Below are 25,060 nucleotides of genomic sequence, written 5' to 3' on the forward strand. Positions count from 1 at the left end.
TCTTCTCTGCGCTAGTCCAACGCCGCTATCATCATCGCATTGCCGTCGAGCCAGGCCTGGATGGGCTTGCCGCGCAGCTTCGCGTCCATGGAATCGGCCGTGCAATACAGTCCGTCGATCGCCAGCAGCTCGGCTTCGAGCTTGCGGCAGAAGATCCGCGCCTTGGCCTGGCCCGGCGCCGTGCCGGCGATGGCCCGGCCGCGCAGCGTGCCGTAGATGTGGATCGAGCCGCCGGCGACGATCTCGGCGCCCGAGCTGACCGCGCCGAGGACGATCACGTCGCCCTGCGGATAGGCGACCGTCTGTCCCGAACGCACCGGCGCCTCCAGCATCAGCGAGGGCAAGGTGCGGACGGACGGGCTGGCGGCGCGCCCCTCGATCGGCCTGGTGTCGCGGCCGCCGCTGATCGAGGGCGGCAGGGCCGGATCCAGGAGGCCGGGCGCGGCGCCTTCGATCGCCATGATGCGGATGTCGCGCTGGGCGAGATCGCCGACCAGCTTCACCAGGCCGTCGCGATCGACCTCCAGCCCCTGCAGGTCGAGGATCACCGACCGGCCGGAGAAGAAGCCCGGCGAGCGGGTGGCCATGGAATCGAGCTCCGCCAGCCAGTCGGCGAGCGGCGCAACCGGTGCGAGCACCAGCGCCAGGAACGAGCGCCCCCGGAAGCGGACGGAAGACTGTATGCGGGCCGTGGCTGTCACGATTCGATACCTTTCGATGCTCGATAAGGCGGCCGTCATGGTTAATGGGGGGTTAACACCGACGGCCGCGCCGATCGGTTTTTGCCGGGTCCCGGAACTGTCCGGTTGCCCCGCGCGATATCCAGCCGATCCGCCGCGGTTCGTGTGGCAAATCACCGATTCAGCGGTCCGAATCTGTTCGGCGAGGGAGATCCCGATGGGACGATCGCGAGCGCCGGTGGCTCGGTCGCGCAACGCACCGGCCGCCGGCAGGAGGCCGGCCCCCATGGCGCTCCCGTCCAGAAAGGAGACAGGGGTGGCGGGGCGGAGGGCCGCAGCCGCGTCCGAAGCCTCCGCCACGCGTGGTGCAATGCGCGATCGGAAGGCCCTGCCATCCGAACGATGGCGATACCGTTCGACCGGACCGCCTACAACGTGCCGATGAAGGCGGCCACCGCGAGAAGCGCCCCGGTGAGGATGTTCGCAAGGAACAGGCGAAAATTCACCTCCGGACGATCAAGGTCGATCCGCCAGGTCTGCCATGCGAGGTGCGCTGCGATCACCGACATGCCGACGGCATAGAAGCCGGACATTCCCAGCATCCAGCCGCCGAGCGACCACGCCCCGATCGCCAGCGCATAGAACAGGCCAATGCAGGTCCTGCCGCGAGCGCCGAAGAGGATCGCCGTCGATTTCAGGCCGAGGCGGGTATCGTCCTGCACATCGACATAGGCATAGACGGTATCGTAACCGATCTGCCATGCGATGGCGCCCGCCCACATCAGCACGGCTCCCCTTGGGACATGCCCGGCGATCTCGGCCCAGGCCATCAGCATCCCCCAATTGAATGCCGCGCCCAGGACCGCCTGCGGCCAATGGGTGAAGCGCTTGCAGAAGGGATAGATGAACACCAGCGGCAGCACGCAAACGGCGATCAGGCGGGTGTAGGACGTCAGGAAGAGCAGGAGCGTTGCTGCAAGAGCAAGCTGAACCGCCAGAAAGACAAGGGCTTGCAGCGTCCCGATCTGGCCGCTCGCCAGGGGACGAAACCGGGTCCGCTCGACATGGCCGTCGAACCTGCGGTCGGCGATATCGTTGATGGTGGAACCGGCGCTCCTCATCAGGAACGCGCCGAGCGTGAAGATGGCCAGCAGCCGGAGGCCGGGTATCCCATGAGTCGCCTGGATCAGTGCCGCCCAACAGGGAAACAGCGTCAGCCAGATGCCGACCGGCCGGTCCAGCCGCGCCAGCCGGGTGTAGGGCCGCCACATCGGCGGCAGCCGGCGATCGACCCAGTCGCCCCTGTGAATGTCGCTCAGATCGGGCCGGCTCAAAGTCGTCATCGAGCAATTCCCGCTCTGTCCTGGTGCGATTGGCGTGTTTTGTGCGATGACATGCGGCCGATGCAAGAGCCCGTTGCTCCGACGTCCGGATCCGGCCTGTCCGTCCCATCGCTTGCCACGCAGACAACAGGCTGTTGCGCCCTTGAATCCATGGCCGGCCTGATCCGGCGCTGAGCGCCTGCGCCTGTCCTTGTCCCCTGGCCCGCCGCCTGCCACCATCCCGGCCGGCCCGACCTGCACGAGCAGCCCATGAGACGCGCCGACCGGCTCTTCCAGATCATCCAGATCCTGCGCCGCAGCCGCCGGCCGGTCACGGCCGACGCGGTGGCGGCGGAGCTCGAGACCTCCAAGCGCACGGTCTACCGCGACATCGCCACGCTGATGGCCCAGCGCGTGCCGATCCGCGGCGAGGCCGGCATGGGCTATGTGCTTGAGAAGGGCTTCGACCTGCCGCCGCTGATGCTGACGCCGGACGAGATCGAGGCGGCGGTGCTCGGCGCGCAATGGGTGGCCGGCCGCGGCGACCCGGCGCTGGCGCGGGCGGCGCAGGATCTGATCGCCAAGGTCGCCGCCGCCGTGCCGGAGCGGCTCCGGCCCTATGTGCTGGAGCCGGCCGCCAGCACCACGCCCGCCCGGGACATCGTGCCCGACCGGATCGACATGGGCGAGGTGCGCGCCTCCATCCACGGCGCCCGCAAGATCGCCCTGCGCTACCGCGACGAGCAGGGGCGCGAGAGCGAGCGCCTGATCTGGCCGATCGCGGTCGGCTATTTCGAGACCACCCGGCTGCTGATCGGCTGGTGCGAGCTGCGGCAGGACTTCCGCCATTTCCGCACCGACAGGGTGGCCGAGGCGACATTCCTCGACGAACGCTATCCCGAGCGCCCGGCGGTGCTGCGGGCGCGCTGGCGCAAGACCCTGGCGACGCATCGGAAGGCCGGGACCGGCGCGCAGGCCCCCGCAAGCCATGCGGCGGCGACAACCCAGGACCCCGTTCCCAAATGATGTGATCCGGGGTGCGAATTCCTCTTGATTGCTACGGGCGATTCCCCTAACTCCGTTCCTGCCCATATTCGCACGTGCCTGTGGCCGCGTGCCGGTCGGTGGACATCCGGACAAGAGGCCGGACGGTCGCCAGGAGTGAATGAGGGATCGCGGATGTGATCCTTCGAGGTGGCGAAAGCCGTCGAACTCCAGACACAGATCGGCAGCCGGAGGCGACCGGTGAACCCCGTACTCCGCGGGGGACGCAGCTTGAAGCAACGACGAAGCGGGCTTTTTTGGTCTCGGCCGGTTTCCAAATCCGGCGACTGAAGAGGCTTGTTTCTCTTGCCAGGCGTGCGGACCGGGATTTTCCCCGATCCAATCCAAGGCAGTACCCATCGGCAGGCGGCAGCCCGGACATGGCTGCGGCATTGCCGGCCTTTCATCCCGTTGCGAAGCCGTTTGCGCGGCCTCGGCAACGGGCGGTTCGTCGTCTCCGCCGCTCGCGTTTCCACCGCGCGGGCGAACGGTTCGTCGCGCCGTCCTCTGCCATTCGGACCCTGGGGAGGCCCCCGCCATGACCGACCGTATCCTCGACTACATCCGACGCACCCCTTCCGATTCGCCGCGCCTCGTCGTCGACCTTGAGGTCGTCGAGCGCAATTATGGCGCGTTCGCCCACGCCCTGCCCGACACCCGCGTCTTCTACGCGGTCAAGGCCAATCCGGCCCCGGAGATCCTCAACCTCCTGGCGCGCCTGGGCTCGTGCTTCGACTGCGCCTCGGTGGTCGAGATCGAGCAGGTGCTGGCCACCGGCGCCGGCCCCGAGCGCATCTCCTTCGGCAACACCATCAAGAAGGAGCGCGACATCGCGCGCGCCTACCAGCTCGGCGTGCGCCTGTTCGCCGTCGACTGCGAGGCCGAGGTGGAGAAGATCGCTCGCGTCGCTCCCGGCTCGCGCGTGTTCTGCCGCATCCTGTGCGACGGCGCCGGCGCGGAATGGCCGCTGTCGAAGAAGTTCGGCTGCGTTCCCGCCATGGCCGCCATCGTGCTCGAGCACGCCCACGACCTCGGGCTGGAGGCCTATGGCGTCTCGTTCCACGTCGGCTCGCAGCAGGGCAACGTCGAGGCCTGGGACAGCGCCCTCGCCACGGCGGCCGGCCTGTTCCGCGAGCTGGCGGAGCGTGGCATCTCCCTGTCGATGGTCAACATGGGCGGCGGCTTCCCGGCGCGCTACCTGCGCGCCATGCCGGGCGTGCCGGCCTATGGCGAGGCGATCTTCCGCTCGCTGTCGCGCCATTTCGGCAACCGCATGCCCGAGACGATCATCGAGCCGGGCCGCGGCATGGTCGGCGATGCCGGCATGATCGAGGCCGAGGTGGTGCTGGTGTCGAAGAAGGCCGAAAGCGACGACGTGCGCTGGGTCTATCTCGACATCGGCAAGTTCCATGGCCTGGCCGAGACCATGGACGAGGCGATCCGCTACCCCATCCGCACCCTGCGCGACGGGGACGCGACCGCGCCCTGCGTCATCGCCGGCCCCACCTGCGACAGCGTCGACGTGCTCTATGAGAAGACGCCCTACGACCTGCCGGTCAGCCTGGCCGTCGGCGACAAGGTGCTGATCGAGGCCTGCGGCGCCTACACCACGACCTATTCGACGGTCGGCTTCAACGGCTTTCCGCCGCTGGCATCCGTGGTGATCTGATACCGAAGCTCAATGAGCCTGACTCATTGAGCCTTGGCTGAGCCCGAGCGGCACTTGAGCTTTTCAAGGCGCGGATGCGTCAGCATCTTCGCGACTTGGCATGAGCGCCTGCTCCGCCCTCACCGTCCCGACATCGCGGCGGCTTCGGCCGCCGCATTTCCTTTGTCTGTCGCTTCCAGAGAGGAGCAACGGCCATGATCCGTATTGTCCCGGAGACCCTGCGCCACATCGATGCCCGCGAGGTGCTGCTCGACGCCTCGCTGGCCAACCGTTTCGCCAAGACCTCGGAGCGCCTGCGCGAGAACCGCCTGCCGGCGAAGGACCTCGCCTTCGCCGCGGTCGACGATGCGGACGGCCGCCTGGTCGGCACCGTGCGCCTGTGGCACGTCTCCGCCGGCCCGGGGCGCCCGGCCCTGCTGCTCGGGCCCCTGGCGGTCGAGGCCGCGTGCCGCAGCGCGGGCGTCGGCGCCCTCTTGATGCGTCACGCCCTGGCGCGGGCGGTCCTGCTCGGCCACCGGGCCGTGCTGCTGGTCGGCGATGCAGCCTATTATCAACGTTTCGGCTTCTCGGCCGATCTCACCCGGGCGCTGTGGCTGCCCGGGCCGGTGGAGCGCGACCGCTTCCTGGCGCTGGAGCTGGCGCCGGGCGCCCTCGCCGGCGCCGCCGGCCTGGTCAACGCCACCGGCGAGCTCGCCCCGGCGCCGGACTTCGCCGCCCTCGTGGCCCGGGCGGCCGGCGAAGCCGGCTTCGCCCGCGCGGCCTGAGCCCCGGGCAGGCGGGCCGCGCGGGCCCGCCCCTCATCCTTCATCCCGGCCGTCACGCGATTGTCGCCGTCCTGGCACAAAAGCGTTGCGGCCCCTACCCTCGGCGGCCTAAGTCGACGCTGCCTTTAGAACCGACCGGAGACACCTCATGACCGATTGGCCCGTTCACGCCGAGATCAGCGGCCCCATCGTGATGATCGGCTTCGGTTCGATCGGACGCGGCCTCCTGCCGCTGATCGAACGCCACTTCACCTTCGACAAGTCCCGCCTCGTCGTCATCGACCCGAGCGACAAGGACCGCCGCCTGCTCGACGAGCGCGGCATCCGCTTCCTCCAGGTCGCGCTGACGCCCGACAATTACCGCCAGACCCTGCAGCCGCTGCTGACCGCCGGCGGCGGCCAGGGCTTCTGCGTCAACGTCTCGGTCGACACCTCCTCGCTCGACATCATGGAGTTCTGCCGCGAGCTCGGCGCGCTCTATATCGACACGGTGATCGAGCCCTGGCTCGGCTTCTACTTCGACAAGAACGCCGGGCCGGAGGCGCGCACCAACTATGCCCTGCGCGAGACCTTGCTCGCCGCCAAGCGCCGCAACCCGGGCGGACCGACCGCCGTGTCCTGCTCCGGCGCCAATCCGGGCATGGTGTCCTGGTTCGTCAAGCAGGCCCTGATCAACCTCGCCGCCGACACCGGCCATGCCGGCCCGGAGCCGACCACGCGCGAAGGCTGGGCGGCGCTGGCGCGGAGCCTCGGCGTCAAGGGCATCCACATCGCCGAGCGCGACACCCAGCGCTCCCGCAACCCCAAGCCCCGCGACGTCTTCGTCAACACCTGGTCGGTCGAGGGCTTCCTCTCCGAGGGCGTCCAGCCTTCCGAGCTCGGCTGGGGCACGCACGAGACCTGGATGCCCGAGAATGCCCGCACCCATGCGGCCGGCTGCGGCGCGGCGATCTACCTGCTGCAGCCCGGCGCCAACACGCGCGTGCGCTCGTGGTGCCCGACCCCCGGCCCGCAATACGGCTTCCTCGTCACCCACAACGAGGCGATCTCGATCGCCGACTATCTGACGGTGCGCGACGGCGACAAGGTCGTGTATCGCCCGACCTGTCACTACGCCTACCACCCCTGCAACGACGCGGTGCTGTCGCTGCACGAGGTGTTCGGCCGCGCCGGCAAGTTCCAGGAAAAGCACGAGATCCTCGACGAGCATGACATCGTCGACGGCATCGACGAGCTCGGCGTGCTGCTCTACGGCCATGACAGGAACGCCTACTGGTTCGGCTCGCAGCTCTCGGTCGAGGAAACGCGCAAGCTCGCCCCCTACCAGAACGCCACCGGCCTGCAGGTCACCTCGGCCGTGCTCGCCGGCATGGTCTGGGCGCTGGAGAACCCGGACGCCGGCATCGTCGAGGCCGACGAGGTCGACTTCCGCCGCTGCCTGGAGGTCCAGCTGCCCTATCTCGGCCCGGTGAAGGGCTTCTACACCGACTGGACGCCGCTGCAGGATCGCCCCGGCTTCTTCCCCGAGGACATCGACACCGCCGATCCCTGGCAGTTCCGCAACATCCTGGTGCGGTAAGCTGCAGGCGGCGTCCCCGCCTGCCGGAAGAACGTCAGGGCGGGCCCGAACGGGCTCGCCCTGTTCTCCTTCGAGGACTCGCGCCTGCCGGCCCGGCCTCTCGCCGGTTTGCTAAGGCGTTTTGCGATTTGACGGAATCGCGTCAAGTCGCAAAGACGCGTCGAAACAAGGCGCTAGAGCAAAGCGCGTTTCCATCAAAACCCGCTTTGCTCTAAAGCGTTTTGCGTTTTGACGGAATCGCGTCAAGTCGCAAAGACGCGTCGAAACAAGGAGTTAGAGAAAAGCGCGTTTCCACCAAAACGCGCTTTGCTCTAGCTCGGCTTCTGCGCCAGGTCTCCGAGAAAGTCCTCGATCGCCCGCCGAGCCCGCTCCGCCGACCGCGGGGAATAGACCAGCCGGGCCGCCGGATCCGTGCCGGCCTCGGGATTGTCGAAGGCATGGTGGGTCTGGCCATAGAGCTCGAAGCGGACATCGCTGCCGGCCTGATCCATCTCTTCGATGACGGCCGTGACGACGGCCATCGGCGAGACCGCATCCCGCGTCCCGTGGAGCACGAGCACCGGCGCCCGGACATGCGTCGGCTTGCCCGGCGCGGCGGTCTTCAGGAGCGCCGAGCACAGGATGATGCCGGCGATGTCGGCGCCGCTGCGGCCATAGTCCAGCGCGATCATGCCACCGGCGCTGTAGCCCAGGCAAAAGACCGGCAGGCCCGGGCGCACCTGCCGGCGCAGGGCCGCGACACAGGACCGGAGCGCCTCGACGCCTCGATCGCGCTGTTCGATCAGCCGCTTGACCATCGGGCCGACCTGCTCCGGGCTGTCCGGCGTGAAGCCGTCGCCGTAGAGGTCGGCGATCGCGACGACGCACCCCAGTCCCACGAGATGGCCCGCATGGTCGCGCGCGAGCCGACTCTGCCCGCGCCAGTCCGGCAGCAGCACGGCCGCGGCGGACGGCTCCCGCCCTGCGGCCCGCAGCAGCAGGCCGAGATAGGGCTGATCGTCGACTGTGTATGGCAAGACCGTTTCGGTCACATCGACCATGAGCGGAGCCTCCCACGACATCAAAGCCGGCCGGCGGCGGCGTGCCGCCATGAAACCACGGCGATCCCGGCGAGTCGACCCGATCGGCTGTCCTCGCCGTCGCCGAAGGCACGGCTGGTCGGTCCGCGCGCTTCGTGCAATATCAGCATACGAACATCGTCTTCGAACACGCAGATCATGGCCAGGCCACGCCCCCCGCATGCCGAATCTGCCGCGCCCGCCATTCCCGCGCCCGGCCAGGGCAAGCGCGGCGAGGAAGGCCATCTCGGCTACCTCCTTCGCCAGGCCGGCGCCGCCCATCGCCTGCGCATGGAGCGCGCCCTGGCCGACTTCGCGGTGACGCCGCCGCAATTCGTGGTGCTGACGATGGTGGCGGCCTATCCCGGACTCTCCAACGCCGACCTCGCCCGCCTGTCCCTGCTGACGCCGCAGACGCTCAGCGTGATCGTCGCCAACCTCCTGCGCGCCGGCGCCCTCGCCCGCCGGCCCCACGCCGTCCACGGCCGCATCCTGCAGCTGGAGCTGACGCCGGACGGCGAAACCCTGCTGGCGCGCTGTCGCGAGCGGGTCGAGGCGGTGGAGCAGGACCTCGTCGCCGGACTCGCCCCGCAGGAGGAACGGGCCGTCCGCCGCTGGCTGGTGCGCCTGGCCACGACGGCCGACGGCTGAGGGCGGACGCCCGGGCTCCACCCACGCTGCTGACAGGATCCGGCAGCAGACGGGTCTAGGACGGGCCGTCCCAACCCTGAGGAGGCCGCCATGCCCGCTCCCATCGTCATCCTCTACGTCGACAGCCCGGCCGCCAGCGCCGCCTTCTACGCCGGGCTTCTCGGCCGCCCGCCGCTCGAATCATCGCCCACCTTCGCCCTGTTCGACCTGGACGACGGCCCCCGGCTCGGCCTGTGGTCGCGCCACACGGTCGAGCCCGCCGCCGCGGCGGCCGGCGGGGGTGGCGAGATCGGCTTTCCCGTCGCGGCGCCGGAGGCGGTCGACGAACTCCATGCCGACTGGCGCGGCCGCGGCCTCGCCATCCTCCAGCCGCCCACCGACATGGATTTCGGCCGCACCTTCGTGGCTCACGATCCCGACGGGCATCGTCTGCGCGTCTTCGCGCCGGCCGATGCCGGCTGAAGCCGGCCGCCCTCCCCGGACCGCCCGCCCGGCCGCGACCGCAGAGTTGCAGTCGGGCGCCATCGCCGACACAATGGTCCGGCAAATGGTGAACATGGACGCGATTGCGCATCACCAATTGGAGGAAATGTATGGCTTCGGTAGCAATTCGTGACGTGCGCAAGGCGTTCGGCGCCTCCCAGATCCTGCACGGCGTCTCCATCGACATACAGGACGGCGAGTTCGTCATCCTGGTCGGACCGTCGGGCTGCGGGAAGTCGACGCTGCTGCGCATGATCGCAGGCCTGGAACAGATCAGCTCGGGCGAGATCGCCATCGGCAACCGCGTCGTCAACGACGTGCCGCCGAAGGAGCGCGACATCGCCATGGTGTTCCAGAACTACGCGCTCTATCCGCATATGAGCGTGCGCGACAACATGGGCTTTTCGCTCAAGCTGAAGGGAACCGACAAGGCGACGATCGACGAGCGCGTCAGGAAGGCCTCCGACATCCTCGCCCTCGCCCCCTATCTCGACCGCTACCCCCGCCAGCTCTCCGGCGGCCAGCGCCAGCGCGTCGCCATGGGCCGGGCCATCGTCCGCGACCCGCAGGTCTTCCTGTTCGACGAGCCCCTGTCCAATCTCGACGCCAAGCTGCGCGTCGCCATGCGGGCCGAGATCAAGGAGCTGCACCAGCGCCTGAAGACCACCACGGTCTACGTCACCCACGACCAGATCGAGGCCATGACCATGGCCGACAAGATCGTCGTGATGCATGGCGGGCGGATCGAGCAGATCGGCGCACCGCTCGACCTCTACGACGATCCGGCCAACCTGTTCGTCGCCGGCTTCATCGGCTCGCCGGCCATGAACTTCATCGAAGGCACGCTCGATTCGCAGGGCGCCTCGCCGGCCGTGGTCGCCGCCGACGGCACCCGCCTGCCGCTCAAGGCGGCGCCCGCCTCGGCCCACGGCACCAAGGTGGTCTACGGCACCCGTCCCGAGCACATCATGCTCTCCGACGACGGCCTGCCCGCCGAGGTGGTGGTGGTCGAGCCGACCGGCGCCGAGATCCAGGTCCTCGCCCGGCTTGCCGGCGTGGAGATCTCCGCCGTGTTCCGCGAGCGCCATCCCATGAAGCCCGGCGCGACAATCCACTTGAAGCCGCGCGCCGACCTGGCACTGATCTTCGACAAGGAGTCCGGCAAGCGGCTCCGCGCCTGAAGCGTTTGGCGATTGGACGGAATCAGGTCAAATCGCAGGGACACGTCGAAACCATGAACTGGAGCAAAGGGCGTTTCCACCCGGACGCGCTTGGCTCCGGGCAGCCGCGCCCCCCTCACCGCGGCGCGGCTGCCCGCAACGAATACGACAAGAGCCACGGAGGACCCCGATGACGATCTCGAGACGCGACCTGCTGGCCGGCCTCGCCGCCGGCGCGGCGATCACGCCTTTTGTCTCTCCCTTCGGCGCCGGCCCGGCCTTCGCCGAGGCCGAGCCGACCTTCACGCCGGAACCGGGCGCGACCCTCCGCGTGCTGCGCTGGTCGCCCTTCGTCAAGGCCGAGGAGGAAGCCTGGCTCGCCAACACCAAGAAGTTCACGGAAGCGACCGGCGTCCAGGTCAAGATCGACAAGGAGAGCTGGGAGGACATCCGCCCGAAGGCGGCGGTGGCCGCCAATGTCGGCTCCGGCCCCGACATCTTCTGGGTCTGGTTCGACGACGCCCACCAATATCCCGACAAGCTGCTCGACGTCACCGAGCTTGCCACCTATCTCGGCGGCAAGTACGGCGGCTGGTATCCGGGCGGCGAAAGCTATGCCAAGCGCGACGGCAAGTTCATCGGCCTGCCGCTCGCGGCGATCGGCAATGCGCTGTGCTACCGCGACAGCCATGTCAAGGCGGCCGGCTTCTCCGAGTTCCCCAAGGACACCAAGGGGTTCCTCGAGCTGTGCAAGGCCATGAAGGCCAAGGGCACGCCCGCCGGCTTCCCGCATGGCAAGGCCGTCGGCGACGGCAACAACTATGCGCACTGGCTGCTGTGGAGCCATGGCGGCAAGATGGTCGACGAGAACGGCAAAGTGACCATCAACAGCCCGGAGACGCTGGCCGCGATCGCCTACGCCAAGGAGCTTTACCAGACCTTCATTCCCGGCACCGAGGGCTGGCTCGACGTCAACAACAACCGCGCCTTCCTGGCCGGCCAGGTCTCGATCACCGCCAACGGCGTATCGCTCTACTACGCCGCCAAGAACGACCCGAAGACGGCCGAGATGGCCAAGGACATCCGCTGCGTGTCGCTGCCGATCGGGCCGGTGGGCAAGTCGGTGGAACTGCACCAGACCACCACGGCGACGATCTTCAAGTACTCCAAATATCCCCAGGCGGCGCAGGCCTACCTGAAGTTCATGTACGAGCAGCCGCAGATGGACGCCTGGATCACCGGCGCGAGCGCCTACTGCTGCCAGCCGCTCAAGGCTTTTGCCGCCAACCCGGTCTGGACCGCCGACCCGAACCACGCCCCCTATGCCAAGGCCTCCGAAACGCTGAGGCCCAACGGCTATGCCGGACCGCTCGGCTATGCTTCGGCAGCCGTGATGGCCGACTATGTCCTCGTCGACATGTTCGCCGAGGCGGTCACCGGCACCGCCTCGCCGGAGGACGCCATCGCCAAGGCCGAGAAGCGCGCGAACCGCTATTACCGCGTCTAGCGCTCCCTCCGCGCCGGCCGGCCAAGCCGGCCGGCGCTGCCGGACCCGACGGAGGCGGCACAGGGCACTGCCGGCTCCCGGCCCGCGCGCGGCGTGCGGGCCGCGACCTCACGCCGGGTGTCCGCCTCGTTTGCCGGCGTCTGCCCGCCGGTCCCGCCAACAACCCAGGAAAGAGGCCGCATGAACGCAACCCGGCCGGCACCCCGCCCCCTTCTCGAACGGCTCGGCGAAAGCCGCAACGGGCTGGGACTCCTGTTCATGCTGCCGGCGGCGGCGTTCCTTCTGGTCTTCCTCACCTACCCGCTCGGCCTCGGCGTCTGGCTCGCCTTCACCGACACCCGCGTCGGCCGGCCCGGCATCTTCGTCGGCCTGGAAAACTATGAGTTCCTCTGGGAGGACTCGGTCTTCTGGCTGGCGGTGTTCAACACCATCCTCTACACCACCGTCGCCTCGGCCCTGAAGTTCGCGCTCGGGCTCTGGCTGGCCCTGCTGCTCAACGAGCACCTGCCGTTCAAGGCCTTCTTCCGCGCGATCGTGCTCCTGCCCTGGGTGGTGCCGACGGTGCTGTCGGCCATCGCCTTCTGGTGGATCTTCGACGCGCAGTTCTCGATCCTGTCCTGGGCGCTGATGCGGATCGGCCTGATCGAGGCGCCGATCAACTTCCTGGGTGACCCCACCAATGCCCGCGCCTCGGTGATCGCGGCGAATGTCTGGCGCGGCATCCCCTTCGTCGCCATCTCGCTGCTGGCGGGCCTGCAGACCATCCCGCCCTCGCTCTACGAGGCGGCGACGCTGGACGGCGCCAGCTCCTGGCAGCGATTCCGCCACATCACCCTGCCGCTGCTCTCGCCGATCATCGCCGTGGTGATGACCTTCTCGGTGCTGTTCACCTTCACCGACTTCCAGCTCATCTACGTGCTGACCAAGGGCGGACCGGTCAACGCCACCCATCTGATGGCGACGCTGTCGTTCCAGCGCGGCATCTCCGGCGGCCAGCTCGGCGAAGGCGCGGCGATCGCGGTGGCGATGATCCCCTTCCTGCTCGCCGCCATCCTGTTCAGCTATTTTGGCCTGCAGCGGCGACGCTGGCAGCAGGGCGGCAAGGACTGAGGGAGAGCGCGCCATGTCCGCAGCCGATACCGCCGCCGTCGTCGACCACTCGACCGGCATGAGCTACCTCCACAGCCTGCCGCAGCGGCTGGTGACGATCTACCTGCCGCTGGCGGTCTTCGTCGTCGTGCTGCTGTTCCCGTTCTACTGGATGGCGATCACCGCGGTGAAGCCGAACGAACAGCTGACCGACTACGCCAACTACAGTCCGCTCTGGGTGGTCGACCCGACGCTCGACCACATCAAGTATCTCCTGTTCGAGACGTCCTATCCCGGCTGGCTGTGGAACACCGTGCTGATCTCGGTCGCCGCCACGGTGATCTCGCTCGCCTGCTCGGTGCTGGCCGCCTATGCCATCGAGCGTCTGCGCTATTCGGGTTCGCGCGCCGTCGGTCTCGCCGTCTTCCTCGCCTATCTCGTGCCGCCTTCGATCCTGTTCATCCCGCTGGCGCTGATCGTCTTCAATCTCGGGCTCTACGACACGCGCTGGGCCCTGATCCTGACCTATCCGACCTTCCTCGTCCCCTTCTGCACCTGGCTGCTGATGGGTTATTTCCGCTCGATCCCGTTCGAATTGGAGGAATGCGCCCTGATCGACGGCGCCAGCCGCTGGCAGATCCTCACCCGCATCGTGCTGCCGCTCTCGGTGCCGGGCCTGATCTCCGCCGGCATCTTCGCTTTCACCCTGTCCTGGAACGAGTTCATCTATGCGCTGACCTTCATCCAGACCTCGGAGAACAAGACCGTGCCGGTCGGCGTGCTGACCGAGCTGGTGCGCTCCGACGTCTATGAATGGGGCTCGCTGATGGCCGGCGCCCTGTTCGGCTCGCTGCCGGTGGTGATCCTCTACTCCTTCTTCGTCGAGCACTATGTCTCGTCGATGACCGGGGCCGTGAAGGAATAGCGGGATCGGCGGGAAAGCGGAACGAGACGCAAAGGACCTTCTCCGGCTTGCTCGGAGAAGGTCTTTTGCGCCCTATCTTACGACGCCTTGCCGCCGATCTCGGCCTGCGCCGTCGCCCGGCCGAAACGCTGGTCGACGAAGAGCAGCGTGTCCTCGATCGACTTCTTCCACAGCGCCCAGGTGTGATCGCCGTCGGTGACGCGGAACTCGACGCTCTGCTGGTCGGCCTGCAGGGTCTGGTAGAGGGCGATCGAGCCGCGCCACAGATTGTGGCTGTCATGGTCGCCGACCGTGAGGTAGATCGCCGGCAGCGCCGTGCCCCGCGCCACCTGCGAGGCCAGCAGCGTGAACACGTTCTGGCGATTGAAGCGGCCGGCATCGAAGGGCGCGCCGAAGGCCTTGCCGAAATGGGCGCCGTCCGGCGGCAGGTCGATGCCCGGCACCACGGTGGCGATGTCGGCGCGGCGGAAATAGGCATCGTCGCGGAAGGCGTCATAGGGCTGGGGCCCGGTGGTGGCATGCGCCACCGGCAGGTTCTGCCAGATCGCGCCCGACATGCTGGCGACGGCCGTGAACATCTCCGGATATTTCAGCGCCAGTCGCAGGGCGCCGTAGCCGCCCATCGACACGCCGGCAATGGCACGGCTCCTGGGCGAGACGGCGACCGGAAAGCGCTTCTGGATCGCCCGCGGCAGGTCCTCGATGATCGCGGTCTCATAGTCGCCCGGCCCGCCCACCTTGCCGCTGTCGACGTACCAGCTGCTGCCGCCCGCCGGCATCACCACCATCATCGGCTTGATGCGGCCGGTGCGGACCAGCCGGTCGAGCGTGGTCTGCACCCCGCCGAGGTCGAGCCAGTCCCGCTCGCTGCCGCCCAGCCCGTGCAGCAGGTAGAGCACCGGCCAGCCGCCGGGGGGCGGAGTCGATTCCGGCAGATACACCAGGACGGGCAGCTTGCCGCCGAGCGCCTTGCTCTTGACGGTCAGGCTCTTGACGCTGCTGGCCGGCAGCGGCGTGGAAGAGGCCACCAGCCCGGCCAGGGCCATGACGGCGAGGATCGGGAGAAACCGCCGGCGGAAGGTCCTGAAGAGAGAGAACAGGGCAGACATGAGCGATGTCGGAACCGGTCCGAAAGCAGGATGGGTTGATGTCGGCGCTGCCGCGGGAATCTTCCTGTGCCAGCGTCAGTCTTTCAACATCCCAATTGTTGCGACATGTCGGCAAATGCTGGGCAGGCACAATGATTTTTTGCCGCGTGGCGTTGCCGCCACAGCACCGATGCTCGCCCGCGGCGGCATCGACCTCACCCTGACCGACGCGCGCATCGGCCTCGTACGGGAAAGCGCCGACATCGAGCTTCGCCTGAGTCCGTTCGGTGCACGCCGGAAGGAGCCCGCGCCCGCTCGGGCAAAGCCGGCGCATGCCCGTTGCGGGGACCGGCACTCCATCGGACCATCGGGAATGCACCGTCGACGCCAAGACAGGGGCGGATCACGTCGCTCGTGGGAAGAGCAACGCCCTCCCGGCCATGACGCGATTGAACGGGCGAGCCCATGTCTCGGACGATCGTGTATCTTGGCGCTGACGGAAAGCCCCTCAGGGATCGGCACTCCATCGGCAGCGCGCCGCAGATCTCACATCGCTTTCGCAGTCGCGATCTTTTCCAGCGCCGCGAGCCAGTGCTCGTAATAGCGCGAGCCGTCGTCCGGTCCGGCGGCGGCGATCTCCCGGCCCAGGGCCTCGGCCCATTCGCTCCACTCGAACAGGCCCTTGGCGTGCAGCGCCAGCGCCATGGCGAAAGCCCTGGCCTCCCAAGGCTCGCGGAACACCGGCCCGTCGCGGTCGCGCGGGATGGCCGGCAGCCGGCGCAGCAGTTCGGTCTCAGGCGGGGTCAAGATAGCTCTCCCACAGGTCGGCCATCACCGTCACGCTGGGATCGGCGCCCTCGCCCCACAATTCCGCGCCGGTGAAGCGCACGGTGTACAGCCATTCCGGGTTTTCGCCGAGGCCGTGGGCATTGCTGTCGGGCAGGACGAACATGCCGTGCGCGCCGACGATCGTGCCCGCCCGGCCGAACAGGTAGCGCGGCAGGCGGGTGTGCGTGGTCTTGTAGACATGCTTGGCCCGCACCGCGGCGCCCAGGGCGAAGCCCGCCGGCCGGGTGATCTGGCGATTGCAGGGCGACCCCTTGGCCAGCGCTGCCGGCACATCGGCCGCCGCGATTACCCGTTTCACGGGCTTGCCCGGGGCGATGGCGCTGTCGCCGGCGAGTTCGTGGACAGAGACCAGGCCCGTCGAGATCAGAAGCTTGGTCAGCGCCTTGATCCAGATCTCGTAATAGGAGGAGGTGAGATAGTCGGGCGGCGGCAGCGTCTCGCGGGCATAGCGGCCGGCATCGAGCGGCCAGCTGCCGGTGGCGCCCATGGCGAGCGTCACCGCCAGCGCCCGCTTCTCCCAGGGCGCGTGGAACAGCGGCTCGTCCTTTTCCGGGGCAACGGGGCCGAACCCCATCATGCCGCCGAGATCCTGCGCGCCGTTCATGCGCCACCTCCACCTTGCCGGGCTGCGGCGACGACGCCGAAGCCTCGGCAGGTTCGCGAGAACCCGCCGGGCCGCCAGTTTGCACCGTCGGCCCGGCGGCGCAAGAGCCCCGGTCATTGCGACAGGTCGAACGCGTCCTCCAGCGTCACCTGGTCGAACTCCGAGATGAGAATGGTGACCCTGACCTGCCAGCGCCCCGCCGCGGGCAGGACCAGCCCATCCACCCGCCAGTCCGCGCCCTCGACCTGGACCGCCCGGCGGCGGATCGGCTCCAGCCCCGCTCCGGCATTGGCGAAGGTGATCGCGACCTCGCGCGCCGCCAGCGGCCCGAAATCGCCGTCGAGGATCGAGAGCGACAGGGCGACCGGCCCCGCCCGTCCCGGGGTCAGGGTCAGGTCGGCCATGGCCTGCCCGCCATGGATGTGGCGATGGATCGGCGCCACGGCTGCCGCCTGCTGCGCCAGGGCGCGCGGCGGCGGCGTGAAGCGCCAGGCGGCGACGGTGCCGAGGATGGCGACCGCCAGAACCACCTCGGCGGCAATCGAGCGCCGGAGAGCGGAAGGGGCACCCGCCACCTGCCCGCTCACCCTGGGCGTCAGCCTGAAGCGGTTCAGCGCCGCCAGGCCGAGCAGCCCGGCCACCAGCGCCAGCTTGACGGCGAGGACCCGGCCGTAGGTGGTCGTCCACAGGGCCTCGACCCGGCCGAGCTGGACCACCGCGAGCACGGCGCCGGAGCCGGCCAGCAGCAGGAGCGCATAGGGGATGATGCGCGAGAAGCGCATCAGCGCAGCTTCCGCCTCCGCGCTCCTGCCCGCCATCAGCGCGGCGAGCGGGACGAGCGCGCCGATCCAGATCGTGACGCAGGCGGCATGGACGGCGACGGCGGGCCGCATCAGCGCCTGCGGCGCTGCGGCGCTGGCGTGGCCGCTGAGGGCGAGGGCGGTGCCGACGCCCGCAAGGGCCAGCGCCGCGAGCCCGCGCCGGGCCGCCGGGCCGCGCAGCCGGCAGGCGCCGAGGGCGAGGGCGAGGACCACCACGGCCAGGAGCAGCGTCGTCGCGTAGCTCGTCGCCATCCCGGCCCGCCAGGTTACGGCGTCGAACAGGCCCGGCAGGCCGACGCCGAGAGCATCGAGGCCCTGCAGGCCGAGCGCCGGCACGATCGCCGCGAGCCCAAGGCCGAGGCCGGCCGAGACGGTTCGGGCGGCCATGGGCGGCAGCGGCGCGATCCAGGTCGCGAAGACGCTGCCGCCCACGCCGATGAAGACGCCGAGATAGAGGGCAACGCGCGTCATCCAGATCAGGACGGCGAGCAGCGGCGGCGTTGCCGATTCGGAAGCGGCCGGCACGGCCCCGGCCGCTCCGATCGAGAAGACCAGGGAGCCGCCGACCGGGTGGCCGTCGGCCGAGACCACGCGCCAGCTCAGGGCATGGCTGCCCGTCCGCAGCGCCGGCAGCGGCGCCGTCACGGTCTCGCCGCGCGCCTCGACGCCGGCAAGGTCGATCGCCGTCCCGTCCGCCTCGACCAGCCGCAGGACCAGTGGCGAGACGGGTTCGTTGAAGGCGAGCGAAAGCGTGCGGGGGGCGCTTGCCAGCACGCTGCCGTCGGACGGGTCCGAGCGCAGCAGCGAGGCATGGGCCAGCGCGGTGGCGGTGCCGGCCACCGCCAGCCCGAGGGCCAGCAGGAAGAGCGAAAGGGCTCTGATCATGACGGGGCTCCGGGCGGGAGCGGCGGCGCTTGGGCAGGGTCTCGCGAACCTGCCCGCACATGCGCGGCCGGACAGCATCGATCCTGCGCCGAAAAGCGCAAGATCAGCCGCGGCGAAAGCCGCCAGGACCTGCGGGAGCGGACGCCGCCGTTCCCGTCATTCCTGCTGCTGCTTCGGCAGCAGCTTCACGCCGGGCGCCGGTGTTTCGTAATCGTCGTCGCTCTTGCCGGCGGCAGGGATCTCGATCCAGCGGTCGACGCCGCTCTCGCACTCCTGCACCACCGGGAAATAGAGCATGGTGCCCGGCTGGAGCGTATCGGCGAGATAGCCGCGGAAGACGAACTCGTCATAGAAGTCGTCGGGCAGCCGTCCGCCGGACCAGACGACTTCCTTCACCCCCTCTTCCAGCCTGGTGCCGTAATAGTCGTAAGCCTTGTCGTACTTGCCCTTGACGGTCTCAAGCTGCCAGCCGGCCTTCGGCTGAGGTTTCACGGCGATGACGCCGTCGGGAATGCGGACACGGATCTTGACCGTCGGCGAGCCTTTGCAGCCATGCGGGACCCGCAGGATCGCCTTGTAGGATCCGCCGACCGGCGCGCTGGCGGTTTCCAGGGTGACATGCGCCGCCGCAGCCGAGGCGAGCACGAGTGAGCCGCCGAGCGCGGCGGCGAGGACGAGATGATGACGGGACATGAGGATGCACCTGCATGGCGGCGGATCGGCGTTGCGATCGCAGCCGCGTGTTTCGGACCTGACGGAATGATGCGGAGCCGGGGCTCCGGTCGTCATGCCGAGGCAGGCGGCCCGCGCGGGCGCGCCGCGACGGGGTAGCGGACGGGGACGATGCTCGCCGTCCGGACCAGGGGCGCGATCGTCGCCGGCCGGGCGAGCCGGATCGGCAGCGCGGCCGCGGCCGGCGGCAGCGCCGCGCCGCAATGGCCGAGGCCGCAGAGCGCACAGGGCGCATGCTGCGGGTCACGGGCCGGGTGGCCGGGCAGCTGCGACATGCCCCCGCCGGCCGGGGAGCAGATGGTGTAGAGCGCGGCGAGATCGGGGTGGAGGTCGACCCGTGACGGCGCCAGGCCGACGCCCATCAGGATCGTATGCAGGAGCAGCGCATGCGCGAGGACGGCCGCGACCGCGGCCCTCATCCTCGTCGCCAATGGCTGCTCTAAGGTCATGCCATTCCCCTGGAGCAAAGCGCGTTTCGGTGGAAACGCGCTTTGCTCCAACTCCTTGTTTCGACGCCTCTTTGCGACTTGACGCGAGTCCGTCAAATCGCAAAAAAGCTTCAGGCGCATCGGTAGCATGGCCGCGCCGGCGCCGACCGTGCGGCACGCCGTCGCGTCTATCGGGCGATCCTGCGGATCTCCTCCGCCAGGCGCCCGATCTCCTCGTCGTCATTGTAGCAGTGCGGCGAGGCGCGCACCATGGCCGGCAGGCCGCGCGCCGCGGCGTCGAGCAGCGTGCTGGAGGGCCGGGAGGTGCCGACATTGATGCCCGTCGCCGCCAGACTCGCCTTGACCGCGTCGGCCTCGCGGCCGGCGACGGTGAAGCTGACGATCGCCGCCGGATGCGGTCCGAGATCGCGGACCTCGACGCCGGGGATCGTCCTCAGCGCCTGGCGCAGCCCGTCGGCCAGCAGGCGGCAGCGCGCCTCGATCGCCGCGAGGCCGATCTCCAGCGCATAGGTGACCGCGACGCCGAGGCCGAGGCGGGCGGCATAGTTGTTCTCCCAGGTCTCGAACCGGCGGGCATCGGGCCGCAGCTGGTAGCGGTCCGGCGCCACCCAGGGCGCGGCGAAATGGTCGATCAACGGCGGCTCCAGCCGCTGCAGCAGTTCCCGCCTGACAAAGAGAAAGCCGGTGCCGCGCGGGCCGCGCAGGAACTTGCGCCCGGTGGCCGAGAGCATGTCGCAGCCGAGCGCGCCGACGTCGACCGGCATCTGGCCGACCGCCTGGCAGGCGTCGAGCAGGTAGGGAATGCCGTGCGCCCGGGCGACCCGGCCGACCGCGGCGGCCGGGTTGACCAGGCCGCCATTGGTCGGCACCCAGGTGATGGCGATCAGGCGCACGCGCCCGTCGATCATCCGCTCCAGCGCCGCGGGGTCGAGCACCCCGTCGGCGTCGTCGGGGACGACCTCGATCACCGCGCCGGTGCGCCGCGCCACCTGCAGGAAGGCGACGTAGTTGGCGGCATATTCGGCCCGGGCGGTGAGAATGCGGTCGCCCGGCCGGAACGCCAGGGCGTAGAAGGCCATCTGCCAGGCCACGGTGGCGTTCTCGGTCAGGGCGATCTCGTCGCGCGCCGCGCTGACCAGCCGGGCAACGTCGTCATAGACGCCGTCGAGCCGTTCCGCCGCCTCGCCGGCGGCCTCGTAGCCGCCGATCTCGGCTTCGCGGCGGAGGTAGGCGGTCATGGCGTCGAGCACCGGGCGCGGCATCAGCCCGGCACCGGCATTGTTGAGATGCACGCGATGGGCGACGCCCGGAGTGTCGGCGCGCAGGCGCGCAAGGTCGATCGTCATGCGGGGGCACCTCGGAGGGGGTGATGCCGGCGATGCTACATGATGCCGGTCGCATCAAGAATATCCCGCGTCCGGTGGCGGGTCTCGATCATGCCGCGCACCACGGCCTCGCCCTGCCCCGTCGCCGGTGCAACGGCGGCGACGTCAGGGGCCTCCGCCCGACGGCGCTTCCAGGCGCAAGGCGCCGACCACCTCCGGATGGTCGGCGCGCAGGCGCGCGATGATCGCCTCGATCCGCACCGCCTTGTTGACGCGGTCGAGGCCGCATTGGGCGCTCTTCTCGAAGCCGAGGTGGTGCAGGCCGACCAGGAAGCCCCTCGCGTCGAAGACCGCGGCACCGGATGCCCCCGGCTCGGTGTCGCAGTCATGTGTGAAGTCGGGGCCGCCGCCGGCGGGCGCGGTCGCCGGGTCCGTCGTCCAGGTTCGGAAATGGGCGGAGCGGACCTGGCAGCGCGTGCTCAGGAGCTTGGGCTGGCACTGGGCGTGATGGATGACGAAGATCGGATCGCCCTCCGCCACCGGCCGCGCCGCGATGCGTGCCCGCGTCGCCTCACCGCCGCCCAGGCCGACGACCGGCCGCACCCGGATCACCGCAAAGTCGAGGTCCCTGTCCTTGGCGACCACCTCGACGCCGCTGTACTGGCGCCGCACGCTGCCCCCGTCCCAGCTCAGGTCGACCAGGGTGTTGTCGCGAATGTCGGCATTCCAGTAGGCGGCATCGGGAATGGCGGCGGTGCCGCCGCAATGCCAGTTCGTCAGCATCAGGTCCGACGACAACATCACGCCCGAGCAGCACCACGACGCCTTGTCGCCGCCGTCGGCGCTTTCCGTGCCGGTCAGCAGCATGCCGACCGCATCGCCCGCCCGCTTCGGCCCGGCGTCGCCCGTGTCGTAGAGCGGATGCCAGGCGGCGGTCGCCCCCTGGATGGAGAAGAGCTGCACGTTCGCGCTGGCGTCGGGATAGGCCAGTCCCTCGATCACCCGGACGATGGCATCCGACGCCGGCGATGCGATCAGATCGGCCTGGACGCTCAGGGCCGGCAGGCGGCCGGTCCAGCGCCGCTGGGTCAGCGCCTGGCTGCCATCGGCGAAGTCGGACGGACCGAGGCTGGCCAGCACTCGCATCTTCTCGTCGCGCAGCACCACGGTCCAGTCGCGATCGGTGACGCCGGCATCGACAGCCAGGAGCAGGCGGAAGGATGTCGGCGTGATGCCGGTGAGACCGTGCTGGACCGGCACGCTCCAATGCCGGGCGTCGAGAGCCAGGCTCGGCGTGAACCAGCGGCCGAACGCGGTGGTCGCTTCCCGCGGGCGGCATTGCTCGGCCGCCGGCGCGGCGCAGCACCAGCAAAGGCCGAGCAGGAGACCGATCGCGCTACGGAGCCGGGCAGGCATCGGCGAGATCCTCGGACTGGGAGGGGATGAAATCCTCGACCGTGTCGAGATCGACGCTCGTGCCGTCGCACAGGGTCAGGCCGGCCTTGCCGGTCATCAGCACCGGTCCGACGCGGCCGACGGAGCCGGAATTGACGTCCTCCCCGATCTTGAACAGGTCGGTGTAGATCGACCAGTATTTCCGGCCGCCCGGGATGGTGACGCGCAGCATCCTCAGGACCTGAGCGCCCTCCAGCCGGGACACTTTGCCCTGCGCGTCCGAAAACACCATCGGCGCCGCCGGCCAGGCCTTCAGCTTGACCTCGCGCCAGCCGGTGGCGTCCTTCAGCCAGTCCTTGTTCGGGTCGAGCAGGGCCAGGATCGGATCGACCACGCCGGCAGCCAGCTTGCGCTGGTCGGCGACCGGCAAGCCGCCCACCGTGGCGGGCAGCGGCCGGCTGGTGACCTGCAGGCGGGTCTTGACCACGAAGGCCGAGCCGTAGGCATCCGGGAAATTGCCGATCATCGCCGCCGCGATTCCGGCGACATAGGCGGCCGCCTGGGAGGTGCCGCGGGCCGCGCCGATCTCGTGGGCCGAAATCCAGCCGGGAATGTCGGAGCCGCCCGGCGCCGCGACATGGACGAACGCCGCCCCCTGGCGCGAGAAATTGGCGCTGGCCATCAGCCTGGTGTCGTTGCGGTCGCAGACGCTGCAGGCGGTGACGACGACGACGTTCTCCTGGTCGCCGAAATACTGCGGCGACAGCGGCGCGACCTCGCTGATCTCATGTGGCGCGGCATTGTCGGCGACCTGCCCTGCCGCGACGATGAACAGCGGACGCCGCTTCTGGATGGCGCGCGAGACCTTGCCGGCGAAACGCATCGACGCCTCCGGCAGCGGCGCATCCCGGGACAGTCCGACCGGCAGGTCGAAATCGGCCGCTGCCAGATAAATCGGCGGCGGCGTGGCCGTGGTGTTGTCGGTGATGATGTCGGCGAGGCGCAGGCGCTCGTCGTCGGCGACGGGCAGGACGTCGACGCCGTTGGCGTCGGGCGTCGCCCAGGTGAAGGGACGCAGCTTGGCATTGGGCGCAAGGCCCGCGAAGCCGAAGGCCCCTGCCCGGCTGGCGATGATGCCGGCCAGATGCGTGGCATGGTGAAGCCCGGCCTTGAAGCTGGGCTGCCAGCGGCAGGTCCAGTGCCGGGCCTGGGCGCCGGCGGCCGCCAGGTTCGGGGACGGCGCCAGCGGCACGTCGACGATGAAGACGCTCACCGTCTCGGGTGCCGCGGGCAGGCCGGCCCTGACCACGGCCAGGGCGTCCCCGTCCGCATCCGACAGATCGGCATAGCGATAGGTGGAGCCTGCGATCGTGCCGTCGGTACACTGCGCCTGGATGTCGGTGAGCGCGGGGGCGGAGTTGAGCTTCGTCGGACCGCCGGAGGCCGAGCGCAGCACGTCGACGAAGACGTTCGGTGACTGGAAGGTGCCGAGGCGCTTGGCGAGGGCGAGGGCGATGGCGTCGTCCTTCACCGGGATGCGCAGCTCGTAGGCCTTGTACTCCACCACGACGCGGTCGGGCGTCACGTTGAGGCTGCGCGGATTGAGCTTGGCATAGGTCCTGGTCAGCCCCTGCGCGATCACCGCCTGCTGCTGGATCTTGGTCGAATAGGAATTCGCGGCCTGATAGCCCTGGATCTCGATCGCCGGCAGGACGAGCGTGTCGCCGACCTTCAGGCCGTTGCGGGAGGGGCGCGTCGCCGGGTTGAGGCTGTCCACGAATTCGGCCAGCCTGGTGCAGGGCTGGGGGTAGTGCCGCGCGTCGAGCAGGCCGCACAGGGTGTCGCCGGGCTGGACGACGTAACGTTCCGTCGGAAGCTCGTCGAGGCTGGCCGCGAGCGCGGCCAGCACCTTCGACACATTGTCGCCGACCATCCCGCCTTCGAACGATACGACGACGGCGGGAATCGGACGCTTGGCCTCGATCTCCAGGCTTCCGGCGGAGCCGGCCCAGGCCGCGGCCATGGCCAGTCCCAGCACCAGCCCGGCAAGCCGCGATTGCAGCGGATACCGCATGGCTGTCCTCGTCATTGGTAGCGCCTCCGGTGGCCCTCCCGGTCCGTGTCGGTCAGCTGCATGTCGAGCGTTCCACGCCCGCCGCAGAAGTAATGCATGACCGAATGCGGGTCGTAGGGAGTGAGCGGCGCCCAGTCGTTGTCCTCGGGCAGGCAGCCGGGAACGCCGACGAGTTGCTCGTGGCGATAGCCCAGGATGTGGCCGATCTCGTGCCGGAACACCCCGACCTTATCGAAGCCCGTCGTCAGGTAGGACGGCGCCACCACCACGAAGCGGCGGAAGGTCGGGTCGTTGGGGAAGAAGGCGGCTGCGACGAAGCCCGTCTCTTCCGGCGCGAAGGTGATGATGAAGGTGACGCGGTCGAGCGTCGGCGCATCGTCGAGGGCGGCCTCGTGCCGGAACGACAGCCCGCAGGTCGGGCAGGCGTCCACCCAGGCCTGCGCCGCCGCGGCGAAGTTGGCCGCGACGAGATCATAGGCCTGCTGCGACGGGAAGGTCTTGCGGTCGATGGCATAGGTCAGGCTGCGGTCCAGCCGGGGCCAGAAGACCGGGATGCCGTTCTCGGTCATAATCAGCAGCTCGCCGGCCCGCGGCGCAGCCGGAGCGCTGCCGGACGCGTGCGCGAACACGAAGGCCCGCACCTGCTGCGCCGTCTGCAGCATGTCCCCTTCGAGGACGTAGTAGGTGCGGCGGGCCTCGCCGTCGGCGAAGGTCGTCTTCGGCAGCTTGCCCAGGAAATCCTGGAACACCTCCTCATTGCCGGGATCGGCGATGACGCGCTCATAGTCGCTGCGATCGAGCGGCTTGGGCGCGACGGTCTGGGCCGGCGCCATCGGCGCCCAGAGACCGAGCGCGGCAAGGGCCGCAGCAATCGCCGAAAGCGTCCTGTTCATCGCCCCCTCCGTCC

At 69.4% G+C, this 25,060-nt stretch carries 23 protein-coding genes and 1 pseudogene; 10 read left to right on the plus strand and 14 right to left on the minus strand.

Annotated features, from left to right (window positions below; translation table 11 throughout):
* Positions 1-11: 11 nt before the first annotated feature.
* Positions 12-701: a septum site-determining protein MinC gene (gene minC / locus AC27L4_RS13260; RefSeq protein ID WP_487142658.1), complete on the minus strand. Its 690-nt coding sequence runs from the start codon at positions 699-701 to the stop codon at positions 12-14.
* A gap of 407 nt (positions 702-1,108) precedes the next feature.
* Positions 1,109-2,023, minus strand: a complete 915-nt coding sequence (ubiA, locus tag AC27L4_RS13265; RefSeq protein ID WP_487142937.1) for a 4-hydroxybenzoate octaprenyltransferase — start codon at positions 2,021-2,023, stop codon at positions 1,109-1,111.
* 249 nt (positions 2,024-2,272) lie between these two features.
* Here ubiA and AC27L4_RS13270 point away from each other — a divergent pair, with 249 nt between their 5' ends.
* The 4 genes from AC27L4_RS13270 to AC27L4_RS13285 all read left to right on the plus strand — a co-directional run bounded on the left by AC27L4_RS13270 (position 2,273) and on the right by AC27L4_RS13285 (position 7,058).
* Entirely contained in the window at positions 2,273-3,028 is a 756-nt protein-coding gene (locus AC27L4_RS13270) for a helix-turn-helix transcriptional regulator (protein WP_487142659.1), read from the plus strand.
* Positions 3,029-3,584: 556 nt separating this feature from the next.
* Positions 3,585-4,715 (plus strand): type III PLP-dependent enzyme, encoded by a 1,131-nt coding sequence (locus tag AC27L4_RS13275; RefSeq protein WP_487142661.1) that lies wholly within the window; start codon positions 3,585-3,587, stop codon positions 4,713-4,715.
* 194 nt (positions 4,716-4,909) lie between these two features.
* Positions 4,910-5,479: a GNAT family N-acetyltransferase gene (locus AC27L4_RS13280; protein WP_487142662.1), complete on the plus strand. Its 570-nt coding sequence runs from the start codon at positions 4,910-4,912 to the stop codon at positions 5,477-5,479.
* A 148-nt stretch (positions 5,480-5,627) separates the two neighbouring features.
* Positions 5,628-7,058 (plus strand): homospermidine synthase, encoded by a 1,431-nt coding sequence (locus AC27L4_RS13285; RefSeq protein ID WP_487142663.1) that lies wholly within the window; start codon positions 5,628-5,630, stop codon positions 7,056-7,058.
* 311 nt (positions 7,059-7,369) lie between these two features.
* Here the strand turns inward: AC27L4_RS13285 and AC27L4_RS13290 are convergent, their stop codons facing one another.
* The gene (locus tag AC27L4_RS13290) at positions 7,370-8,074 is read right to left on the minus strand and encodes a dienelactone hydrolase family protein (RefSeq protein WP_487142665.1); all 705 of its coding nucleotides are present in this window, start codon (positions 8,072-8,074) and stop codon (positions 7,370-7,372) included.
* 44 nt (positions 8,075-8,118) lie between these two features.
* A complete protein-coding gene (locus tag AC27L4_RS13295; protein WP_487142666.1) occupies positions 8,119-8,277 on the minus strand; it encodes a hypothetical protein in 159 nt (52 codons plus the stop codon).
* Here AC27L4_RS13295 and AC27L4_RS13300 point away from each other — a divergent pair.
* The 6 genes from AC27L4_RS13300 (at position 8,276) to AC27L4_RS13325 (ending at position 13,931) form a co-directional block, all read left to right on the plus strand.
* Complete coding sequence (locus AC27L4_RS13300; protein ID WP_487142667.1) at positions 8,276-8,767, plus strand: MarR family winged helix-turn-helix transcriptional regulator; 492 nt, start codon at positions 8,276-8,278, stop codon at positions 8,765-8,767. The two genes, AC27L4_RS13295 and AC27L4_RS13300, sit on opposite strands and share 2 nt — an antisense overlap.
* A 90-nt stretch (positions 8,768-8,857) precedes the next feature.
* Positions 8,858-9,229 carry a VOC family protein gene (locus AC27L4_RS13305; RefSeq protein ID WP_487142668.1) on the plus strand — a complete coding sequence of 124 codons (372 nt, stop codon included), beginning with the start codon at positions 8,858-8,860 and terminating at the stop codon, positions 9,227-9,229.
* Positions 9,230-9,360: 131 nt separating this feature from the next.
* Positions 9,361-10,431, plus strand: coding sequence for an ABC transporter ATP-binding protein (locus AC27L4_RS13310; protein WP_487142669.1), 1,071 nt, complete (start codon positions 9,361-9,363; stop codon positions 10,429-10,431).
* 169 nt (positions 10,432-10,600) lie between these two features.
* A complete protein-coding gene (locus AC27L4_RS13315; protein WP_487142670.1) occupies positions 10,601-11,917 on the plus strand; it encodes an ABC transporter substrate-binding protein in 1,317 nt (438 codons plus the stop codon).
* 180 nt (positions 11,918-12,097) lie between these two features.
* On the plus strand, positions 12,098-13,027 hold the full coding sequence (locus tag AC27L4_RS13320; RefSeq protein ID WP_487142672.1) for a carbohydrate ABC transporter permease: 930 nt from the start codon (positions 12,098-12,100) through the stop codon (positions 13,025-13,027).
* 13 nt (positions 13,028-13,040) lie between these two features.
* Positions 13,041-13,931, plus strand: a complete 891-nt coding sequence (locus tag AC27L4_RS13325; protein ID WP_487142673.1) for a carbohydrate ABC transporter permease — start codon at positions 13,041-13,043, stop codon at positions 13,929-13,931.
* 77 nt (positions 13,932-14,008) lie between these two features.
* Here AC27L4_RS13325 and AC27L4_RS13330 read toward each other — a convergent pair whose 3' ends face one another.
* The 10 genes and pseudogenes from AC27L4_RS13330 to AC27L4_RS13375 form a co-directional block, all read right to left on the minus strand.
* The gene (locus tag AC27L4_RS13330; RefSeq protein WP_487142675.1) at positions 14,009-15,040 is read right to left on the minus strand and encodes an alpha/beta hydrolase; all 1,032 of its coding nucleotides are present in this window, start codon (positions 15,038-15,040) and stop codon (positions 14,009-14,011) included.
* A gap of 528 nt (positions 15,041-15,568) precedes the next feature.
* Positions 15,569-15,829: pseudogene (locus AC27L4_RS13335) on the minus strand (nitrile hydratase accessory protein); the annotation flags it as partial.
* Complete coding sequence (gene nthB, locus AC27L4_RS13340) at positions 15,813-16,472, minus strand: nitrile hydratase subunit beta (protein ID WP_487142676.1); 660 nt, start codon at positions 16,470-16,472, stop codon at positions 15,813-15,815. The pseudogene AC27L4_RS13335 and the gene nthB, both read right to left, overlap by 17 nt.
* Before the next feature lie 113 nt (positions 16,473-16,585).
* Positions 16,586-18,178 (minus strand): copper resistance CopC/CopD family protein, encoded by a 1,593-nt coding sequence (locus AC27L4_RS13345; protein ID WP_487142677.1) that lies wholly within the window; start codon positions 18,176-18,178, stop codon positions 16,586-16,588.
* A 156-nt stretch (positions 18,179-18,334) separates the two neighbouring features.
* Positions 18,335-18,871 carry a YcnI family copper-binding membrane protein gene (locus AC27L4_RS13350; protein WP_487142678.1) on the minus strand — a complete coding sequence of 179 codons (537 nt, stop codon included), beginning with the start codon at positions 18,869-18,871 and terminating at the stop codon, positions 18,335-18,337.
* Positions 18,872-18,963: 92 nt separating this feature from the next.
* Complete coding sequence (locus tag AC27L4_RS13355; RefSeq protein WP_487142679.1) at positions 18,964-19,329, minus strand: DUF2946 family protein; 366 nt, start codon at positions 19,327-19,329, stop codon at positions 18,964-18,966.
* Positions 19,330-19,526: 197 nt separating this feature from the next.
* Positions 19,527-20,705, minus strand: a complete 1,179-nt coding sequence (locus AC27L4_RS13360) for an aminotransferase class V-fold PLP-dependent enzyme (protein WP_487142680.1) — start codon at positions 20,703-20,705, stop codon at positions 19,527-19,529.
* A gap of 144 nt (positions 20,706-20,849) precedes the next feature.
* Positions 20,850-22,100 (minus strand): trypsin-like serine peptidase, encoded by a 1,251-nt coding sequence (locus tag AC27L4_RS13365; RefSeq protein ID WP_487142681.1) that lies wholly within the window; start codon positions 22,098-22,100, stop codon positions 20,850-20,852.
* Positions 22,081-24,153 (minus strand): S8/S53 family peptidase, encoded by a 2,073-nt coding sequence (locus AC27L4_RS13370; RefSeq protein WP_487142682.1) that lies wholly within the window; start codon positions 24,151-24,153, stop codon positions 22,081-22,083. Before AC27L4_RS13370 ends, AC27L4_RS13365 begins: the two co-directional genes overlap by 20 nt.
* 11 nt (positions 24,154-24,164) lie before the next feature.
* The gene (locus AC27L4_RS13375) at positions 24,165-25,046 is read right to left on the minus strand and encodes a zinc metalloprotease (RefSeq protein ID WP_487142684.1); all 882 of its coding nucleotides are present in this window, start codon (positions 25,044-25,046) and stop codon (positions 24,165-24,167) included.
* Between the last annotated feature and the right edge of the window lie 14 nt (positions 25,047-25,060).

It is taken from the genome of Labrys sp. Lb11 (genome assembly GCF_057554225.1).

What these genes read in the sequence shown, in the direction of transcription:
- AC27L4_RS13270 (WP_487142659.1), top strand. Translation starts at nt 2,273, where the DNA reads ATGAGACGCGCCGACCGGCTCTTCCAGATCATCCAGATCCTGCGCCGC.
- AC27L4_RS13310 (WP_487142669.1), top strand. Translation starts at nt 9,361, where the DNA reads ATGGCTTCGGTAGCAATTCGTGACGTGCGCAAGGCGTTCGGCGCCTCC.
- AC27L4_RS13305 (WP_487142668.1), top strand. Translation starts at nt 8,858, where the DNA reads ATGCCCGCTCCCATCGTCATCCTCTACGTCGACAGCCCGGCCGCCAGC.
- AC27L4_RS13345 (WP_487142677.1), bottom strand. Translation starts at nt 18,178, where the DNA reads ATGATCAGAGCCCTTTCGCTCTTCCTGCTGGCCCTCGGGCTGGCGGTG.
- AC27L4_RS13365 (WP_487142681.1), bottom strand. Translation starts at nt 22,100, where the DNA reads ATGCCTGCCCGGCTCCGTAGCGCGATCGGTCTCCTGCTCGGCCTTTGC.
- AC27L4_RS13280 (WP_487142662.1), top strand. Translation starts at nt 4,910, where the DNA reads ATGATCCGTATTGTCCCGGAGACCCTGCGCCACATCGATGCCCGCGAG.
- ubiA (WP_487142937.1), bottom strand. Translation starts at nt 2,023, where the DNA reads ATGACGACTTTGAGCCGGCCCGATCTGAGCGACATTCACAGGGGCGAC.
- AC27L4_RS13300 (WP_487142667.1), top strand. Translation starts at nt 8,276, where the DNA reads ATGGCCAGGCCACGCCCCCCGCATGCCGAATCTGCCGCGCCCGCCATT.
- AC27L4_RS13360 (WP_487142680.1), bottom strand. Translation starts at nt 20,705, where the DNA reads ATGACGATCGACCTTGCGCGCCTGCGCGCCGACACTCCGGGCGTCGCC.
- AC27L4_RS13320 (WP_487142672.1), top strand. Translation starts at nt 12,098, where the DNA reads ATGAACGCAACCCGGCCGGCACCCCGCCCCCTTCTCGAACGGCTCGGC.
- AC27L4_RS13315 (WP_487142670.1), top strand. Translation starts at nt 10,601, where the DNA reads ATGACGATCTCGAGACGCGACCTGCTGGCCGGCCTCGCCGCCGGCGCG.
- AC27L4_RS13350 (WP_487142678.1), bottom strand. Translation starts at nt 18,871, where the DNA reads ATGTCCCGTCATCATCTCGTCCTCGCCGCCGCGCTCGGCGGCTCACTC.
- AC27L4_RS13370 (WP_487142682.1), bottom strand. Translation starts at nt 24,153, where the DNA reads ATGCGGTATCCGCTGCAATCGCGGCTTGCCGGGCTGGTGCTGGGACTG.
- AC27L4_RS13285 (WP_487142663.1), top strand. Translation starts at nt 5,628, where the DNA reads ATGACCGATTGGCCCGTTCACGCCGAGATCAGCGGCCCCATCGTGATG.
- AC27L4_RS13295 (WP_487142666.1), bottom strand. Translation starts at nt 8,277, where the DNA reads ATGATCTGCGTGTTCGAAGACGATGTTCGTATGCTGATATTGCACGAA.
- AC27L4_RS13330 (WP_487142675.1), bottom strand. Translation starts at nt 15,040, where the DNA reads ATGTCTGCCCTGTTCTCTCTCTTCAGGACCTTCCGCCGGCGGTTTCTC.
- AC27L4_RS13355 (WP_487142679.1), bottom strand. Translation starts at nt 19,329, where the DNA reads ATGAGGGCCGCGGTCGCGGCCGTCCTCGCGCATGCGCTGCTCCTGCAT.
- nthB (WP_487142676.1), bottom strand. Translation starts at nt 16,472, where the DNA reads ATGAACGGCGCGCAGGATCTCGGCGGCATGATGGGGTTCGGCCCCGTT.
- AC27L4_RS13375 (WP_487142684.1), bottom strand. Translation starts at nt 25,046, where the DNA reads ATGAACAGGACGCTTTCGGCGATTGCTGCGGCCCTTGCCGCGCTCGGT.
- AC27L4_RS13325 (WP_487142673.1), top strand. Translation starts at nt 13,041, where the DNA reads ATGTCCGCAGCCGATACCGCCGCCGTCGTCGACCACTCGACCGGCATG.
- AC27L4_RS13275 (WP_487142661.1), top strand. Translation starts at nt 3,585, where the DNA reads ATGACCGACCGTATCCTCGACTACATCCGACGCACCCCTTCCGATTCG.